Origin of the sequence: Blautia sp. MSJ-9 (assembly GCF_018919065.1) — a bacterium.
Taxonomy (GTDB): domain Bacteria; phylum Bacillota; class Clostridia; order Lachnospirales; family Lachnospiraceae; genus Blautia_A.
Window position 1 is genome coordinate 22,647 of sequence record NZ_JAHLQG010000003.1, and the last position, 17,266, is coordinate 39,912.

General features: G+C 42.2%; 16 protein-coding genes. 1 reads left to right on the top strand and 15 read right to left on the bottom strand.

The genetic code is table 11. The features are described from left to right. Nucleotides 1-106: 106 nt before the first annotated feature. From KQI87_RS00280 to KQI87_RS00305, 6 genes are all read right to left on the bottom strand, one after another. Nucleotides 107-610, bottom strand: a complete 504-nt coding sequence (locus KQI87_RS00280) for an NUDIX hydrolase (RefSeq protein ID WP_216458401.1) — start codon at nt 608-610, stop codon at nt 107-109. Between the two features lie 296 nt (nt 611-906). Next, nucleotides 907-2,571 carry a peptide ABC transporter substrate-binding protein gene (locus KQI87_RS00285; RefSeq protein ID WP_216458402.1) on the bottom strand — a complete coding sequence of 555 codons (1,665 nt, stop codon included), beginning with the start codon at nt 2,569-2,571 and terminating at the stop codon, nt 907-909. A gap of 261 nt (nt 2,572-2,832) precedes the next feature. Continuing rightward, on the bottom strand, nt 2,833-3,846 hold the full coding sequence (locus tag KQI87_RS00290) for an ABC transporter ATP-binding protein (protein WP_025579675.1): 1,014 nt from the start codon (nt 3,844-3,846) through the stop codon (nt 2,833-2,835). A 1-nt stretch (nt 3,847) separates the two neighbouring features. Then, nucleotides 3,848-4,855 (bottom strand): ABC transporter ATP-binding protein, encoded by a 1,008-nt coding sequence (locus KQI87_RS00295; protein WP_216458403.1) that lies wholly within the window; start codon nt 4,853-4,855, stop codon nt 3,848-3,850. Nucleotides 4,856-4,870: 15 nt separating this feature from the next. After that, nucleotides 4,871-6,229: an ABC transporter permease gene (locus tag KQI87_RS00300; RefSeq protein WP_216458404.1), complete on the bottom strand. Its 1,359-nt coding sequence runs from the start codon at nt 6,227-6,229 to the stop codon at nt 4,871-4,873. 2 nt (nt 6,230-6,231) lie between these two features. Continuing rightward, on the bottom strand, nt 6,232-7,182 hold the full coding sequence (locus KQI87_RS00305) for an ABC transporter permease (RefSeq protein ID WP_025579672.1): 951 nt from the start codon (nt 7,180-7,182) through the stop codon (nt 6,232-6,234). 371 nt (nt 7,183-7,553) lie between these two features. Between KQI87_RS00305 and KQI87_RS00310 the strand changes: the two genes are divergently transcribed. Next, nucleotides 7,554-9,137, top strand: coding sequence for a glucose-6-phosphate isomerase (locus KQI87_RS00310; protein WP_216458405.1), 1,584 nt, complete (start codon nt 7,554-7,556; stop codon nt 9,135-9,137). Nucleotides 9,138-9,342: 205 nt separating this feature from the next. Here the strand turns inward: KQI87_RS00310 and KQI87_RS00315 are convergent, their stop codons facing one another. The 9 genes from KQI87_RS00315 to thiS form a co-directional block, all read right to left on the bottom strand. After that, nucleotides 9,343-11,031, bottom strand: coding sequence for a two-component system response regulator (locus tag KQI87_RS00315; RefSeq protein WP_216458406.1), 1,689 nt, complete (start codon nt 11,029-11,031; stop codon nt 9,343-9,345). 445 nt (nt 11,032-11,476) lie between these two features. Further along, entirely contained in the window at nt 11,477-11,776 is a 300-nt protein-coding gene (locus tag KQI87_RS00320; protein ID WP_216458407.1) for a response regulator, read from the bottom strand. A gap of 73 nt (nt 11,777-11,849) precedes the next feature. Beyond that, nucleotides 11,850-13,310, bottom strand: a complete 1,461-nt coding sequence (locus KQI87_RS00325) for an ABC transporter substrate-binding protein (RefSeq protein ID WP_216458408.1) — start codon at nt 13,308-13,310, stop codon at nt 11,850-11,852. Nucleotides 13,311-13,678: 368 nt separating this feature from the next. Next, on the bottom strand, nt 13,679-13,948 hold the full coding sequence (locus tag KQI87_RS00330) for a hypothetical protein (protein ID WP_216458409.1): 270 nt from the start codon (nt 13,946-13,948) through the stop codon (nt 13,679-13,681). A gap of 78 nt (nt 13,949-14,026) precedes the next feature. Continuing rightward, a complete protein-coding gene (locus KQI87_RS16900) occupies nt 14,027-14,488 on the bottom strand; it encodes an NUDIX domain-containing protein (RefSeq protein ID WP_216458410.1) in 462 nt (153 codons plus the stop codon). Between the two features lie 2 nt (nt 14,489-14,490). Further along, entirely contained in the window at nt 14,491-15,432 is a 942-nt protein-coding gene (locus tag KQI87_RS00340; protein WP_216458411.1) for a DMT family transporter, read from the bottom strand. Between the two features lie 250 nt (nt 15,433-15,682). Continuing rightward, the gene (locus KQI87_RS00345) at nt 15,683-16,114 is read right to left on the bottom strand and encodes a M67 family metallopeptidase (protein WP_216458412.1); all 432 of its coding nucleotides are present in this window, start codon (nt 16,112-16,114) and stop codon (nt 15,683-15,685) included. A 97-nt stretch (nt 16,115-16,211) separates the two neighbouring features. Further along, a complete protein-coding gene (locus KQI87_RS00350) occupies nt 16,212-17,048 on the bottom strand; it encodes a HesA/MoeB/ThiF family protein (protein ID WP_216458413.1) in 837 nt (278 codons plus the stop codon). After that, entirely contained in the window at nt 17,049-17,255 is a 207-nt protein-coding gene (gene thiS / locus KQI87_RS00355; RefSeq protein WP_216458414.1) for a sulfur carrier protein ThiS, read from the bottom strand. Nucleotides 17,256-17,266: the final 11 nt, after the last annotated feature.

Below are 17,266 nucleotides of genomic sequence, written 5' to 3' on the forward strand. Positions count from 1 at the left end.
ATATTTTTCATTATCTTTCCTCTCAGGAATCACCTTCCGGATGCTGCATTTCTCTTTATATCATAAGCAGCATCCGGAAGGTTTTCCCACGGATCTCTGCATATATTTACATCTCAAATGCCTTTTTTATACTGTCATAATGCAGAAATTTTCCATCTGCTGCAAATTCTCTGATCTGGTCAGGACTGGCAAACATATATCCGTCTGTCTCTTCAGTCTGTAAATGTAAGTCATTCTCATCAATGTCCATGATAAAACGGTACACATCTACGAAATAATTGTCTCCTTCACCCGGGTTCTCTCTCTTATACGTAAAAAGATAACCACCTTCTGCGTTTCGGGCATCCAGTCCTGTTTCCTCTTTCACCTCACGCAGAACAGCTTCATAAGATTCCTCTCCTACCTGTGCAGCGCCGCCGGATACTTCCCACCATCCAGGTGCCCACGCTTTCGTCATGACACGTTTAGTGATTAGAAAAGTACCATCCGGTCTGGCTACTACGCCAAGCACAGTCAGATGATACTCTCCGTCCTTCAGACACCAGTCATTTCTCTTCATGGTACGTCCTGTAGGTTTCTTATTCTCATCATAAATATCCCAAAATTCCATTTCCAGTTATCTCCCTGTAAGATTGCTATTGTAACGTTTATTCATAATCATATCATCTTATAGATTTTTATGCAAACATATACTGTAAAATTTAGTTTTTTATTTTACCTTTTTATCATAAAAAAGTGGCAGCCTGAAAACTTTACCATCTCCTGTTCTAAAACAAAAACAGCCCCTGCGGAGAGTCTTAAACTCTTCCGCACAGAGCTGTTTTTACTTTCAAAATTATGCATTTTTATGCAGGAATGCGAAACTACTTTCTCTGTCCGTTTCCAGACTCATTCCTGTCTCAGATCTTATTCCTGTGTTGCGTATGCAAAGAAGAAGTATCCAAGTGGTGTGTAATACATACCTTTGATATTCTCTTTCAGCATGTATGGCTGTGTATAGAAATACAGAGGAGCCAGCACATTGTCTTCACCGATAAGGATATCTTCTGCTGCGTGGAATGCTTTCATACGTTCTGTCTGATCAGAAGTATCTTTTGCTGCATCGATCTGTGCATCGTAATCCGGGTTAGAGTACTGAGCATCGTTGTTTCCGCCACCTGTATACCACATATCAAGGAATGTACAAGGATCATTGTAGTCACCGATCCATCCGTTACGTGCGATCTGGAAGTCACCATTCTTTCTGTTCTGAAGGAATACGTTCCAGTCCTGGTTGTCCAGGTTAACAGTTACGCCAAGTTCTTTCTGCCACATGTTCTGGAGTGCTTCAGCGATCTTTTTGTGTTTGTCATCTGTGTTGTACAGATATTCAACTGTCGGGAAGCCTTTGCCGTCTGGATATCCTGCATCTGCAAGGATCTGACGTGCTTCTTCACAGTTCTTCTCATAATCATCTTCAGAAACGCTGTAATATTCACCGCCTACTGTACGGAAGTCATCTCCGCTTGCTCCGTCTGCATCATAGATACCGGATGGAACATATCCTGTTGCAGGAACTTCACCGGACTGAGTTACGTTATCTACGATGTAGTTACGATCGATTACAAGTGAGAATGCTTTACGGATTGCAGGATCAGAGAATACTTCATCTTCTGTATTGAAGCATACATAGTATGTTCCGATATAGTCTGCGATGTTAAGTTCTCCGGATGCAAGGTAAGTAGCAACTTCGTCTACAGGAAGGTTCTCGATGAAATCAAGTTCTCCGTTGTTGTATCCTTTAAGGATCGCGTTGTTGTCGTCCAGAAGTGCAAATTTAATTGTGTCCGGTCCAAGGTTCTCATAATCATAGTAGTTCTCATTCTTTTCCATAAGAATGTAGGAGTTATGAGACCATTCTTTCATCTTGTAAGGTCCGTTGCTGATATAAGTTGCAGGATCAAATGTCCAGTTCTCGCTTCCCTCTACCATGTCTTTACGAACAGGGAAGGTTGCCGGGAATGCCATGATCTCTTCGAAATACGGGCAGTCATAAGTTAAATCGATCTGCAGTGTTGTATCATCTGTAGCTTTGATTCCAAGTGTGTCAGGATCCGCACTTCCGTCAGCTACCTCTGCATATCCTTTTACCATGTCGATCATGTAACAGTAGTCTGCTGCAGTTTCCGGGTTTGCCAGACGTTTCCAGGAGTATTCAAAGTCTCCTGCTGTTACGGCCTGTCCGTCAGACCATTTGATACCATCACGAAGATGTACAGTATAAGTTACTGTTCCGTCATCGTTTGTCTCTTTATCCCAGGATTCAGCCTGTCCTGGAACTGTAACAGCATTTCCTTCACCGTCGTCTGCCCATTTGATCAGACCTTCGAACATATGGTGGCACATGATAGAACCATCCATTGCTGTATTCAGTGCAGGGTCGATACTCTGTGGTTCAGATGCGATACAGAGATTCAGATTAAATCCGTCTGTTGATTCGCTCTCTGCTGCCATTACAGGTGCTGTAGCTGCCATGCTTGTAACCATAGCTGCTGACAGAGCCAGAGACATAATTGTTTTTGCCTTTCTCATTACTTGTCCTCCTTTATTATGGTTTTCGCTGTATGAGAAGTCAGCGATTTGTATTATAAATTCCATTATACAGGAATCAAATACCTATGTTAAGCTTTTTCTTTCGGATTTTTTACTATAATTGCAACAATAATTTTGTTAATTATTTCCTATTTTTTATTCTTTCTATTTATTTCAGCATTACTCACCAGTTTACATTATATTTTTTCGTATTCTGTAAATACTCTGATAAATAGTCAGGCGAATATCCGCTTGACTGTATTATTTATCCAGCAGATGACATGCTGCCCAGTGTCCAGGTTCATGCTCTTTGAACTGTGGCATCTCCTCACGGCACTTCTGTGTCGCATATGGACATCTGGTATGGAAACGGCATCCACTCGGCGGGTTCATCGGGCTTGGCACATCTCCCTCAAGGATGATACGCTTTCTGGTACGGCTCAGCTTAGGATCCGGTACCGGAACTGCTGAAAGAAGCGTCTGTGTATATGGATGGATCGGATGACGGTTCAGCTCATAGCTCTCACCAAGTTCTACCAGAGATCCCAGATACATAACACCGATCCTGTTTGAAATATGACGCACAACAGACAAGTCATGAGCGATAAACAGGTAAGTCAGTCCCATTTCTGCCTGCATATCCTCCAGCATGTTTACAACCTGTGACTGGATAGAAACGTCCAATGCGGAAATCGGCTCATCACATACGATAAATTCCGGTTTAACGGCAAGTGCACGGGCAATGCCGACACGCTGCTGCTGTCCGCCGGAGAACTCATGAGGATAACGGTTTGCATGCTCGGTATTTAATCCTACTCTTGCAAGTAGACCTTTGATCATATCCGCACGGTCTTTTTTATTTGCAGCCAGTTTATGAATGTCGATAGCCTCTCCGATAATCTCTCCGACTGTCATACGAGGGTCAAGAGATGCGGATGGATCCTGGAAAATAATCTGCATTTTCTTACGGTAAGGAAGCATGTTTACAGATTTCGCTTTGCCAAGTGGTTTGCCGTCTTTGTCCAACGGATTGTCAAAAATTGTCTGACCGTCATAGATAATCTTACCACCGGTTGGCTCATACAATCTGAGAATGGTTCTTCCCAGAGTTGTTTTACCGCATCCGGACTCTCCTACCAGTCCTAATGTCTCACCTTTCTTAATATAGAGGGAAACATCCTGAACTGCCTGAACACCTGGACCGTTTGTTCCCTTGATCGGGAAGTATTTACGTAAATTCTCTATCTCGACAAGTTTCTTTTCTTCATTTGCCATATCAGTTCTCCTCCTTGCCCATCAGTTCCTGAACACGCAGCCAGCAGGCTGAACGGTGTTTCTCGCCTACTTCTACATAAGGAGGCATCTTCTTCAGACAGATCTTCATGCAATGCTCACAGCGTGGTGCAAAAGGACAGCCTTCCGGCGGATTCAGCATATCGACCGGAGTACCCTCGATCGGGATCAGTCGTTCGTAACTCTCTGCATCTACACGAGGCATGGAACGCAGAAGTCCTTTTGTATACGGATGCGCAGGTTCATAGAAAATATCATCAACAGGGCCCTGTTCAACGATACGGCCTGCATACATAACGGAAACCTTATCGCAGATATCCGCAACAACACCAAGGTTATGAGTGATAAAAATGATTCCCATTTTTGTTTTCTTCTGCAGGTCTTTCATCAGGTCAAGGATCTGTGCCTGGATCGTAACATCCAGAGCTGTGGTCGGCTCATCCGCGATCAGAAGCTGCGGATGACAGATCAGACCCATGGCGATCATAACTCGCTGGCGCATACCACCGGAGAACTCATGAGGATACTGTTTCATACGCTTCTGTACATTGTTGATACCAACCATTTCCATCATTTCCATGGCACGCTTCTCAGCTTCTTCCTTGCTGATCTTTTTATCATGAGCGCGAAGTGCTTCTACTAACTGATTTCCAATGGTGTAAACCGGGTTTAAACAGGTCATCGGGTTCTGGAAGATCATCGCTACTTTACTGCCGCGGAATTCTGTCATCTGATCTTTGGTAAAAGACAGGACATCCTGTCCTTCAAAAGTAATGGAACCTCCGACAACCTTACCAGGAGACTGAAGAAGTCCCATAATAGAGTAGGCTTCCTGGCTCTTACCGGAACCGGACTCTCCTACTACTCCCATAACTTCGCCGTAGTCCAGGTCGTAGGAGATTCCTCCTACAGCCTTAACTTCACCGGCCGGTGTAAAGAAGGAGACTTTTAAGTCCTTAACTTCCAATAATTTATGTTTCTGTTCAGACATGATTCTCCTCCTCTCTTATTTCTTAAGTTTCGGGTCAAGTGCATCGCGCAGACCATCACCGAACAGGTTAAATGCAAGAATCATTACACTGAGGACTACAGACGGAACGATCAGTCTGTAAGTGTATGTATACATACCGCTTAATGCGTCTGTTGCCATAGATCCAAGGCTTGGAAGCGGTGCAGATACACCAACACCAAGATAGGAAAGGAATGACTCCAGGAAGATCGCAGACGGGATCTGCAGGCAGGTTGTTACAACGATCTGTCCGATACAGTTCGGAAGCAGATGACGACGGATGATACGTCCGCCTGAAGCACCGAGTGCTCTGGCTGCTGTTACATATTCCTGCTGTTTCAGCTGAAGTACCTGTCCACGGATGATACGGCTCATAGTTACCCAGTACAGAAGACCGAAAGCAATGAACATGGAGATCAGGTTCGGACCAAGTACATTGGCAAATGACTTCAGCGGACCACCGCCCGGGGAGTTGATATATTCTGTCAGGATCGGTTTCAGTGCAGTTGCGATCAGAAGTACGACCAGCATTTCAGGAACTGCATAGATCAGCTCTACGATACGCTGCATCACTGCATCGACCTTGCCGCCACAGTAACCGGAGATCGCACCATATAAAGCACCAATGATCAGTACGAGAAGTGCGGCAAATACACCAACTGACATAGAAACTCGTGCACCATACATAACACGGACAAGAATATCACGTCCGTACATATCTGTTCCAAAGACATGTGGGAAAACTTTCTCGCCGGCTGCTTTACGCTCAAGTTCTTTCTTTGAATATCCGAAGATATGTTTCTTAATTCCCAGTTCCTTGCGGACTGTATCTGGGTCTGTGCTCTCTTCAGACTCACTCGCTGTATCATTCTTTGCTGCTGTTTTTGCTTTTGCGCGAAGGATTGCTTCATCTTTTTTTGTAAACTTCTCACCTTTGGCTTCCGCCTCTGCCTTAGCCTGCTCGATCATTGAATCAACATCAACAACCTCACTCTGAGTTCTGGATGCAATCTCTTCATCTACACGCTGCTGGTCTTCCAGTGTGTAATGATATGGAAACAGGTTCTCAGCGCCATCGTTAAATTCATCATATCCATATGGGATCAGAAGTGGTCCGACGAACGCAAACAGAAACAGGAATATAATAACTCCAAGTGCGACCATCGCCACAAGATTCTTCTTTAATCTTCTCCAGGCATCTTTCCAGTAAGATACACTCTGGCGGTCTTGGATGAAATCTTCTTTCTCCTGACTGGAAGCCGAAGCAAAATCATCCGGTGTCAAGTCCTGAAGAAGGTTCTCAATATCCGGCTGAAGACTTACCGGACATTTCTTGATCTTCTTATTCTCTGCCATGATCAGTCTCCTCCCTTTGTCAGGCTGATTCTCGGGTCAGCTACCTTATAGAGGAGGTCTACGACCAGATTCATCAGAATAATAAATGTTGCAAGGAAAATAGTAGTTCCCATGATAACCGGATAGTCACGGTTCTGAATAGACTGTACGAAATAACGTCCCAGTCCCGGGATAGAGAATACACTCTCTACTACGAAACCACCGCATAAAGTAAAAGCAACCTGCGGTCCCAGGTAAGTAATAACCGGGATCAGGGCATTTCTTAATGCATGTTTGAAGATGATCTTCTTATTCTTAAGACCTTTTGCCCTGGCTGTCTTGATATATTCCTGGCTTAAGGAATCCAGCATAGCAGAACGGGTCTGACGTGCAGTATAGCACATCGGGTAAAATCCCAATGCAAAGCACGGAAGTATGTAGGCTCTGATCCCCTGTGACGCATCAAAAATGGACGGGAACAGATTCAGTGCTCCGTCACCTGTGAGTGTTACAAGAAGAACAGATGCAACTACGAAACTCGGCATGGAGATACCCAGAGTGCAGATAACTCTGAGGATACTGTCTGTGAGCTTACCTCTCTTAAATGCTGCGAGACATCCAAGTGGTACACCTACGATGATCGCCCATAACAGAGCGAGGGCACCTACTTTGGCAGATACCGGGAACATCTCAACGATGATATCCAGAACTGCGCGGTTTTTCTGCATCTTCAGGGACACGCCAAAGTCACCATGCAGAATATTTTTAAGATACATGAAAAGCTGAACATGAACAGGCTTATCCAGGCCATATTTTGCATTCAGCGCTGCCAGGGTTGCGGCAGATGGCGTTTTCTCGCTGAGCCACGGGCTTCCAGGCACAGCGTTCATCAGAAGAAATGTAAGGCATGCTACCAGAAAGATCGTAAGCAATGCCATTGCAAATCTCTTTAAGAAGTATTTAGCGTTAGCCATATGTTTTTCCTTTCTTCCTTATATATTGCTTTTCGCTTTGTGGAGATATTTTCGTTACTGTTCTTAGCAACATTGGAACAGTAACTGTTTTTCTGCTATTATTCGTATGTATTCTAGCTGTGCAGATATAAAAGAAATTATACCATACTTTCTCATACCGTTTCAAGCTAATACTACTGGAAAATGCTTACGCTTTAATTTGTTAAATATTTATAAAAAATCTAAATTTTTCAGAAATAACATTCCGGTAAACTGGAAAATATATTTAAAATCCCTGCATCCTTGCATTGAAATTAAAACATTTATTCAGTATAATCAATATTAGCAACTGCAGCCATACAGCTACAGTCATTTAAAGGAGGAATATTATTATGGCAACATGGAAAAATCTGGACACTCTTGCTTCCTACAGTAAGCTTGCCGGTCTGAAGGGTCATGTAAATATCGCAGAGGCCATGACAGGCGAAAATGGTGCTGAACGTGTAAAGAAGTACAGCGCACCAATGGCAGCCGGCCTGGCTTATAACTATGCCGCAAAACAGGTTGACGAAACAGTCCTGAACGCACTTGCAGATCTGGCAGACGAAGCCCAGCTTATCGACAAATTCCAGGAATTATACAACGGCACTGTGATCAATACAGGAGAGAAACGTATGGTTCTTCATCACCTTGCACGAACTCAGCTCGGTGACGCTGTAGTTGTAGACGGTGTTGACAAACGTGAATTCTACGTAGCACAGCAGAAGAAAGCCGCTGACTTCGCAAATAAAGTTCACGCAGGTGAGATCACTAATGAAAACGGCGAGAAATTCACAACAGTCGTACAGATTGGTATCGGCGGAAGTGACTTAGGTCCTCGTGCATTATATATCGCTCTTGAGAACTGGGCAAAAGCAAACAACACGTTTAAAATGGAAGCAAAATTCATCAGCAACGTAGATCCTGATGATGCAGCTGCTGTCCTTGCTTCAGTAGACCTTGCTCATTCTCTGTTCATCGTTGTATCCAAATCCGGTACAACTCTTGAAACTCTGACAAACGAAGCATTCGTCAAGAACGCTCTGGTAAAAGCAGGATTAAATCCATCCAAACATATGCTTGCTGTAACAAGTGAGACATCTCCTCTGGCTAAGAGCGAGGATTATCTGACAGCAATCTTCATGGATGACTATATTGGCGGACGTTACTCTTCTGTTTCCGGTGTAGGCGGTGCGATCCTTTCCCTTGCATTCGGTCCTGAAGTATTTGCACAGATCCTTGACGGAGCTGCTGCTGAGGACAAGCTTGCTACTAATAAGAACATCCTTGAGAATCCGGATATGCTGGATGCACTGATCGGTGTTTATGAGAGAAACGTACAGGGATATCCTGCAACAGCAGTTCTCCCATACTCTCAGGCATTAAGCCGTTTCCCTGCACACTTACAGCAGTGTGACATGGAATCCAACGGTAAATCTGTAAACCGCTTCGGTGAACCTGTAGATTATGTAACAGGACCGGTTATCTTCGGTGAGCCAGGTACTAACGGACAGCATTCCTTCTATCAGTTATTACATCAGGGAACTGACATTGTTCCGCTTCAGTTCATCGGCTTCAAGAAGAGCCAGCTTGGTGTAGACGTAGATATCGAGAACAGCACAAGCCAGCAGAAACTCTGCGCGAACGTTGCTGCTCAGATCGTAGCATTTGCATGCGGTAAAGAAGATGAGAACCTGAACAAGAACTTCAAGGGCGGACGTCCTTCCAGTATCATCGTAGGCGAAGAACTTACACCTGCAGCTCTCGGTGCATTACTCGCACACTTCGAGAACAAGATCATGTTCCAGGGCTTCATCTGGAACCTCAACAGCTTCGACCAGGAAGGCGTACAGCTTGGTAAAGTCCTTGCAAAACGTGTTCTTGCACACGAAACTGACGGCGCACTGAAAGTTTACAGTGATCTGTTAAATATCTAATTCGAGCAAGTCAGACCCGGGAAATCATATCTGATCATGATTTCCCGGTTTTTTTATAACACAAAAAATCATTGTACAAATTCCTAGACAAATATCTTTTCTGGTATTCTGCACAATGATTTTTTAGATTGCTAATATTTATATATGTTGTTTCTCTGTCTATTATTTGTTTCTTTTCCTAATTAAAACTAAAAACTCACTTGATTTAACCAAGTTTTTTTATAAATTCCTCTCTCGGCAATGGTCTGGAATAATAGAATCCCTGAATATCATCACATTCCATCTCCCGCAGAAGTTCCACCTGTTCTGCAGTCTCCACACCTTCTGCGATCACATTCATTCCCAGTCCATGAGCAAGGATAATAACCTGCTGCACAACCATCCTTCCTTTCTGCTGACCAATACAGTCAATCAGACTCTTATCAATCTTCAGAGTATTAAATGGCAATTCACTTAATGTGATCAGCGAAGAATAACCAGATCCAAAATCATCCATATGTAATGCAAATCCTGCATTTACCAGCCTCTCTGTAAAATCTCTGATCTTTACATTATTCAATGTAGCTGTTTCTGTCAGTTCAATCGGCACACAGGAAAACGGAAGTCCTGTCTCCTTTACAATTTCTACGTAACGATCCACAACACCTATATAGTGGATACTTGCACGTGACAGATTTACTGAAATTGGGAGAAGTTCCTGCCCTTTCTCCATCAGTTCACGCTGAAATTCACAAACATGTCTGAATATATATTCATCCAGCCTTACGATCAGTCCGTCTCTTTCATACAATGGAATAAAATCTCCCGGCATTACCATGGAACCATCCGAATTAATCCAACGCACCAATGATTCTGCTCCTACGATTTTTTCTATTTTCACATCATATTTTGGTTGGAAATATGCCACAAATTCTTTATTGCTGATCGCAGATTCAAACCGATTCTCCAAAGCACGGTCCTGCATCTGCTTCTGATTCATCTCTTCTGTATAGTAAGCAATGCTGTATTCATAATTATCGCGGATACTTCTGATCGCCATAAAGCCTCTGTCACAGATTACGGAAATTGGAAGAGATGTATCAACATCTTCATAAACACCATATTTGATCATCAGATTCGGGATCGGAGCATTCTCTGCAATTTCCTCTGTCAGCTTCTTCATTGTTTCCAGAGATAAATCCCAGTCACCATAGGGCATACATACAAACTGATCACTTCCGTATCTGGATACCAGACCATCTCTGAACATTTTTGTATAAGTCTTTGCCAGATAACATAAAACTTCATCTCCAATTTTATCCCCATAGCTGCTGTTGATCAGTTTAAAATCTCTGATATCAGCAACTATCAGATGAAACCTCTCCTCTGCCTTAGCTTTCAGAAGAGTTTTTGCATGATAAAAGAATGCCTGTCTGGTATAAATTCCTGTAAGTTCATCATGTTCTACTGCTGTAAGTGTCAGAACAGACTCACGCAGCTTAATTACACTGTTGATCCTGCCCACCACTATCTTAAAATTATAAGGTTTCGGAATAAAATCAACCGCCCCCAGATCAAGACACTGAATCTCCGCATCTTTGGAATTACTTCCTGTCATAACGATAACCGGTATGGTTGACAGTAATTTATCTTTATTTCTCCTTCTGAGAAATTCAAAACCATCACATACAGGCATGCAAATATCAAGCAGTACTACTGATAATTCCCTGTAGTGCTCACCAAGGATCTTAAGTCCTTCTTCTCCATTCTCTGCAAGAATAACATCAAATTTCTCTTCCAGAAAAGAAGAAAGAATCTCGCGGTTCAGTTCATTATCCTCTACAACCAGAATTTTTCTTTTTGCCGGTGCTTCTCCAGGCTCTAACAGTCTTACATTGTCAGAATCTTTTCTCATACTTCGCTTCTACTCCCTTCAGACCTACAGCAATGGAGCTGTTATAAACAAAAACATCTCCGGATATCTACGCCGGAGACGCTTAAAATTCATTGATGATCTGTTTATTCTTCTAATGTCTCTTAAAATAACCGGCCAGATGTATTACTCTCGTTTCCTGTCAGAGATTTCTACAATTTAGACCCTGTAACCTCACGATTTCTACTACGCTAAAACATCCTAAGTTATAAAAAATCATACATTAATATTTATGTACTTTGACTCTATAATTTTACATTATTTTGCATAATCTTGCAAGGCCTTATTCCAAAATATTCTAACATTAAAAATATTCAAACATACCCGGCAAGTTTGTTATTGTTCGCTTGTAACATATCACAAAGTGCTTCTTGTGAACAAAATCGCAGAAACCCAAGACATATGGCGCGAATTTATGCTGATCACATTATAGAAACTCCTTCAATGTTTCCTGAAGTTTCTCCATACTCAGCGGTTTCGACAGATGAGCATTCATTCCGCTTGCCACAGACTGTCTCTGCTCTTCTGCAAATGCGTTTGCTGTCATGGCAACGATCGGTATGGTTTTGCTGTCTGGACGTGAAAGCTTTCTGATCTGTCTGGTTGCTTCCAGTCTGTTCATATTCGGCATCATAATGTCCATAAGGATCATATCATAATACCCCGGTGCAGATGCTTTCATCATGTCCAGTGCAATCTGTCCATCCTCTGCGCTCTTGCTCCGCATCTCACGAATAATGCGGAAGCCTGCTTCCCGTCGGTAAAAACCGGTTATCCCTCATATAGATAGTCAAAGACTTCTACTCCGCAACAGAGTCATTTAATGCCTGGCAGAAGCTGTCATACCATTCATCAAATGCTTCGTCCGTGATATATGGTGCCACTGCTTCTTCACGTGAAGTGCCTGATGCTACTTCCTGTTCAACAGCTTCCTTGTCAGCTTTTACCTTATCAGAAAGATTGTATTCCAGTACCTGTCTTGCATTGTAACTGCTATCAAAACAGGACGGTGTATAGAACTTCGTATTGTCAAAACTCTCCATTGTTGTTTTCAGACACTCATAAGCTTTATCATTGATATCAATGGAATTATCTTTAATTACTTTATCCAGAGCCTCAACTGTATTGGCTTCTTTAAGTACCGGAAGATATGCAGATTCACATACAAACTGAAGATTCTGTTCTTTCTGTGTAAGCCATTTCAGGAAAACACAGGAAGCATATTCATGCTTCTCATCTGATTTGGTGACAGCCATATCTGCACCCTGCTGAACCTTATAATTCTCACCGCCCTCCATGATCGGAACATCACAGACAATAAAATCTACCGGATAAGAAGAGTCGTCTCCTTCTATATTATCCGGGAAGTACATTGCAGATACAGTAGATCCTGTATAAGCAAGGATATCTCCTGTCTTTACATCATCTGATCTGAATTTACCCATGGATGCAAAATAGCCTTTCATGTATGGAACATAATAATTATCCCATAAACGGCGGATCTGTTCTTTATCTGTATTAAACGTTACTTTTCCGTCTTTTACCTCAAAGATGTCTGTTCCCATCTGCTTCATACCCAGAATGAAATAGTTAGCCATAGAGTCTCTTCCGTAGAATGCCTTTCCATCATCCGGCACATCCGGGGTCTGTTCATCAGTCCACTCGTAATATTTCTGCGCAACTTCTACAACACCTTCAATCGTATTCAGATCATCCACTGTCACACCTGTTTCCTCTGCGAAAGGCTCCCAGTCAGTCTTATTGATCATCATGATCTCTGTAGATTTGGCTACAGGGAAGAGATAGAGTGCACCATCATTGTTGAAATATCCTTCATCGATATAAGAATCTACATATTTAGAAAGTTCATCCTCTGTGAAATACTGAGTCAGATCTGCAAGTCCGACTTTCTTCTGAGTTGAATAAGCGGTATCTGCATAAGAGGAAAAAATATCCGGCATTTTTTCCGCACCAACAACTCCGTCTGCAGAATCTGTGATCGCCTTCTCCAGATCTGAAACAGATCCCTGACTGTAACCCTTCACATAAATTCCCTGTTCCTTACCAACTGTGGCATTGAAATCTTCAGTCAGAGCATCAAAAGCTGCCTGCTGCATTCCATTATAATAATGCCATACAGTCAGTGAAACCGGGGTGTCAGGATCAAGCTTTACGCCTTTTTTGTCTGAACTTCCACAGCCTGTCATAGCTGCTGCAAACACGGAAAGTGCCAGTACGCTCATTAATACTTTCTTTTTCATAATTGTGTTCTCCCCTGCTTATTGTGATTATTCAAGTGTGCGTGATATATGTACTTTCAAATCCATAGCAATTCCAGAAAATAATGTAATTGCCACAATCCTGTACTGCGGTTTTATCTGCCATTCTTACATATTTTCATAATCTGCCGCAAAATCCGGACAGCAAATTTGCATATATAATTTCATTATACGATCCTATTATTCATTGGTCAAATATTATCAGTAAAACTTATGACCATAAAACTTATGACCAAATTGATAGCAAAAAAGCTTAAAATCAGAACATACAAAAAAGGTATTGAAAGTCAAAAGTCCCACGAATATATTACTTCTTACTGTAATATATTCATGGGACTTTTTTACTTGGGTCAGATCCAGTTATAATCTCCACCGGTTACTGCAAGACTCAGAAGTGCATCCATCTTTTCCACTTCTTCTTCGCCTTCAATCTTCTCGATCAGTTCTGCTGTATCCAATACATCCTCCAGGGATTCATCAGGGCCGATCTCATAATCAATTTCCGCTTCGCAGTCCGGACATGGGATTTTTTTCATGGTCTGCATGGACAGAAAACGGTTGCCGCATTTTTTACATTCATAGTATCCGCACTCTTTGGTGCCGTCTGGTACATAGTACATAAGTTAAGTTCCTTTCCGATTGTCATCTGTTTAGCGAATATCTGCATGACTTTAATCTTTAAAATTTTCTCTTATCATTTATTCCGCATGTTTTATAATTCCAATTCCAATAGGATACGGGCCTGTGTGAACTCCAATCGTTGCTCCAATCTGATAGATTCCGGTTTCTTCCCAGACTTCGCGGATTACAGAATCGTTAAATATTTCGTTCTTCTCCACATGTCCACCGGGGAAGGTTGTTCCAGTGTAGCTGTCGTTTACTTTGTCCAGTGCCAGGACATTTCCTGCATTGTCGCAGATCATGCACATATTCATGAAGCAAGCCTGATCTATATAGTTTTCCCCTTTTTCATTAAATAATCTTTTAACCCGCTTGTTAACATTAGATCTTTTTGATTTGTAATGCTTCAAGACCTCTCCATAAGGAACCCATATTCCAGCTTCTGCAATTTTTTCTTTCTGTCTCAGTTTTAAATGGGAATATTTCTTATCTGTCTGTACTAAGCGTCCATCTGTTATTTCATGATTCTTTTGTGACATTATTAAATTTTCCTCTTATTTTCTTTGCAATTAACAATATAAATTCCCGCGCAAACCAGGAGCAGAGCTATCAGGCTTCCAATATTGAATGCCTGCTTCACCTCACCAAGTATCAGAGCAGACAGAATCACACTGCACAACGGATTGACAAATCCAAAGATTGCAACTTTCGAAACATCATTCCATGCAAGCAGTACAGACCAAAGTGTATAGGCCACTGCAGAAACCATTGCCAGATAAAATATAATTGCCACACCTCCTACAGTAACATTTCCGAGATGTCCGCCCATTCCCACTCCGATCAGAGTCAGAACGATTCCTCCCATCGCAAACTGCGTTCCACTCAGCACTACTGGAGATACTTTTCTGGAAAATAGATTGATCAGGACCGTGGAAATTCCATAAGATAACTGCGCAATCAGAATAAATCCCTCACCAGTCAGCTTAAATCCCATATCCAGGGAATTTCCCATCAGATTGATCACAACAACTCCGGCAAATCCCAGAACGCATCCTGCTATTTTTCTGCCTGTCATTCGTTCATTACGAAAGATCAGACAGGACATCAGAATTGCGATAAAATTTCCAAGTCCAGTGATAATGCCGCCTTTTACTCCTGATGTATGTGCAACACCTATATAAAAGAAGAAATATTGTCCAACTGTCTGTGCCAGACATACTGGAACTGCATATTTCAGAATCTCTTTATCTGGGATCATCACTTTCTTTTCTCTGATTGATGCAAAGATCAGTACCAGGATTCCCGCCAGTGTAAAACGAACTCCCGCAAAGACAATCTGGCTTGCAGTATCTGCGGAATCTACCTGCATCAGGCGATAGCCTGTTTTAATTAGCGGAATTGCGCTACCCCATAGGATACAGCAAATACATGCAAGGAGTGCTACGATTCCGGTTTTTGTTAATGTGTTTTGTTTTTGTGTCATTTTTGTTTTCTCTCTTTTCATTTGTTTTTCACTTTTTCTATTGTATCATAGATTTTTGACCCGTTGTTAATGATTTTTGGAACTCCCTGCTTTACCACTTACTCATCCTGCTACAAGCCAATCCCTATCTATTACTTTTCACAATTAATGCAGAAAACTTATTGATTTATTTGAATTAAAAAGCAGAAATGCTCTCCACGAATAAACTCGCTTCAAACATTTCTGCTTCTGTAATCCAATCTGTAAATCTTTAAAAATAATATTCCTCAGAATAAATCCTCAGATCCTCTTTCGTCCATTCTCCGTTTTCGATATGAAAACTGTTCAACACCGGATAGTCTGCCATCAGTGACAGGATCAGGTAACTTGCTTTTGAGTCAAAGGCAAGACGAATATCTTCCACGGACGGGCGGGATGGAGACAACGGATGGGAATGCCAGTTTCCCAGCGGTTTCAGACCATTGGCACGCATATCTTTGATCGCATTCATCTGATCTCTTGGGTCCAAAGTAAAGTGGTCTTCGGCATGATCTTTATTTTCCAGGAAATATACTTTTTTGATTTCTCTTCCCTCTTCGGTCTCTGCACCGGCCAGAAGTCCACAGGCTTCTTCCGGAAGATGTTCTTTTGCATAATTAACTATCTCATCATAAAGATGATCTCTCATTCTTATTATCGCCATATTTCTCTCCTGTTTATGCCTGGTTCTTAACCGAGTCAAGTAAGTCCCCTGTTTCAATTACAAAAAATGATAAGTAGTAGGTTGGAACTTGATCTATTTACTGTTCATCTCTTGTCGCAAAACGACCTGCAGTCTCCTCACAGACTTCCTGCTCGTAATCGATTGGCTCCAGGATTGTCGGATGATCTCCACATACCGCACAGTTATGAGTATCCTTCGGCAGTTTAATCTTGCGAAATTCCATTGTCAGTGCATCATAAGTCAGAAGATATCCTGTCAGAAGATCGCCTACACCGATCAGATATTTGATTGCTTCCATCGCCTGTAAAGAACCAATCACACCACCCATTGCTCCGATAACACCAGCCTGTTTACAGGTAGGTACTGCGTCCTTTGGCGGCGGATTCTTGAATACACAGCGATAACATGGTCCTTCTCCAGGTACATAAGTCATCAGCTGACCTTTGAAACGAATGATACCTGCATGAGAAAATGGTTTCTTCTCCAATACGCACGCATCATTGATCAGGAATTTCGCCGGAAAGTTATCTGTTCCGTCAATGATAAAGTCATAATCACGGATCAGTTCACGAATATTAGACGCATCCACGAACATACGGTAAGTCTTTACTTCTACATCCGGATTCATGGCATTCATGGTTTCTTTTGCTGATTTTACTTTTGCTTTTCCGATATCTGCAGTGCTGTGGATAATCTGTCTCTGCAGGTTGGAAAGATCCACCTCATCTGCATCCACGATACCAATGGTTCCTACGCCTGCTGCTGCCAGATACATAGCTGCAGGTGCACCAAGACCACCGGCTCCGATGATCAGCACTTTGCCTTTCATGAGCTTCTTCTGTCCCTTTGCTCCCACTTCTTTCAGAATAATGTGGCGGGAATAACGCTCAATCTGTTCATCTGTCATTGCCATTTAGCATCCACCTCCCATGAAATACAGGAATTCTACATTGTCTCCCTTTTTCAGTACAGTAGACTCTTTGTCCTCTGTTGCAACAAATTCGTCATTAATAGAAACGGTTACATACTCCGGTGTCTCTACATTTTCCTGCTCGATCAATTCCGGCAGTGTCAGTCCGTCTTTTACTTCTTTTTTCTCTCCTGCTACTGTGATAACCATATCTTTTCTCC